General features: G+C 61.3%; 1 protein-coding gene and 1 pseudogene. Both read left to right on the top strand.

What is annotated here, in order from left to right:
- The first annotated feature begins 81 nt into the window (after positions 1-81).
- Complete coding sequence (locus ACXRVY_RS27200; protein ID WP_457266208.1) at positions 82-1,542, top strand: GntT/GntP/DsdX family permease; 1,461 nt, start codon at positions 82-84, stop codon at positions 1,540-1,542.
- Positions 1,543-1,563: 21 nt separating this feature from the next.
- Positions 1,564-1,776: pseudogene (locus ACXRVY_RS27195) on the top strand (hydroxypyruvate isomerase); the annotation flags it as partial.

The raw sequence follows: 1,776 nt of genomic DNA, 5'->3' as shown, positions 1-1,776 counted from the left end.
AGGTATGACTCACCTTCACTGCGGCATGTTCAGATCCATTGGCTGTACTCTTTCATTTACCCGGCGTGGAGGGTTTGTGAAATGAGCCCGTTAATCCTGATGATTACTGCCGGGGTGGGCATCGCGCTGTTGTTGTTCCTGGTGCTCAAGTACAAGTTCCAGCCCTTCGTGGCGTTGATGCTGGTGAGCATTCTGGTGGCGCTGGTGGCCGGGGTGAAACCGGCGGATCTGGTCGCCACCATCGAAGGCGGCATGGGCAAGACCCTGGGCCATATCGCCATCATCATTGCCCTGGGTGCGATGATCGGTCGGATCATCGAGCTCTCCGGCGGTGCCGAGGCGCTGGCCAAGACCCTGATTACCCGTTTCGGCAACCGGCGTACGCCCCTGGCGTTGACGATTGCCGGTTTCATGGTCGGGGTACCGGTGTTCTTCGAAGTGGGCGTGATCATCCTGATGCCGCTGGCCTATGGTGTTGCCCGAAGTGCGCGTAAGCCGCTGTTGGTGTTTGCGCTGCCGATGTGCGCGGCCTTGTTGACTGTCCACGCCTTTCTGCCGCCACACCCGGGCGCAGTGGCCGCCGCCAGTCAATTGGGTGCGGACCTGGGCCGCGTGCTGATGTTCGGTCTGCCGCTCACCGCATTCCTTTGCTATGTCGGCTACCGCGTGGCCGGGCGCATGACCCGTCGGGTGTATCCAATGACCGACGATATTCGTGCGGAAGTCTATGGCCCGCATGTCACCAACGAGGATCTGGTCGCCTGGTCCAACGGCAACGACAAGAGCGCTGAGCGAGCGGCTGAAGCCGTATCACACATGGGCCTGGAAGAGTCCGTCAGCAGCATCGTTTCCAAGTTGCCGCCAGCGCCGGCACCAGGGTTTGGCCTGATCGTCAGCCTGATCGCGCTACCGATCATTCTGATTCTGCTGGGGACTCTGTCCACCTCGTTGCTGCCTGCCGAATCGGTCCTGCGCGGCATCATGACCGTGCTCGGCGCACCGCTGGTGGCGCTGCTGATCGACACCTTGCTGTGTGCCTGGCTGCTGGGTTCGCGTCGGGGCTGGAGCCGCACTCAGGTGTCTGACGTGATCGGTTCGGCCTTGCCCGGTGTGGCCATGGTGATTCTGATTGCCGGTGCCGGCGGTGTGTTCGGCAAGGTGCTGGTGGACACCGGAATCGGTGCCGTGGTCTCCGATATGCTGCGCACCACCGGTCTGCCGGTTCTGGCCCTGGGCTTTCTGCTGACCATGCTACTACGCGCAGTGCAGGGATCGACCACGGTGGCGCTGGTGACCACTGCCGGCATCATCAGCCCGCTGATTGCGACCCTCAATCTCACCCCGAACCACATGGCCCTGCTGTGCCTGGCCATGGGCGGTGGCGGGTTGGCCATGTCCCATATCAATGACGCCGGTTACTGGATCTTCACCAAGCTGGCGGGGCTGAATGTGGCCGACGGTTTGCGCACCTGGACGGTATTGACCACCTTGCTCGGCACCTTGGGTTTCTGTATTACCCTGTTGATCTGGCCTTTTGTCTAACCCTTTATCTCAGGAGCTACCATGCCTCGTTTTGCTGCCAACCTCAGCATGCTCTACCCGGAACATGAGTTTCTGGATCGCTTCGCCGCCGCTGCCTCTGACGGTTTTGAAGCAGTGGAGTATCTGTTTCCCTACGACTACAGCGCGGAAGAACTCAAGCAACGCTTGAGCGACAACGGCCTGGTACAGGCACTGTTCAACGCGCCGCCCGGTGATTGGGCTGCGGGGGAGCGG

It is taken from the genome of Pseudomonas sp. P5_A2_2 (assembly GCF_054177685.1).
This window is presented reverse-complemented; position numbering and strand designations above follow the sequence as displayed.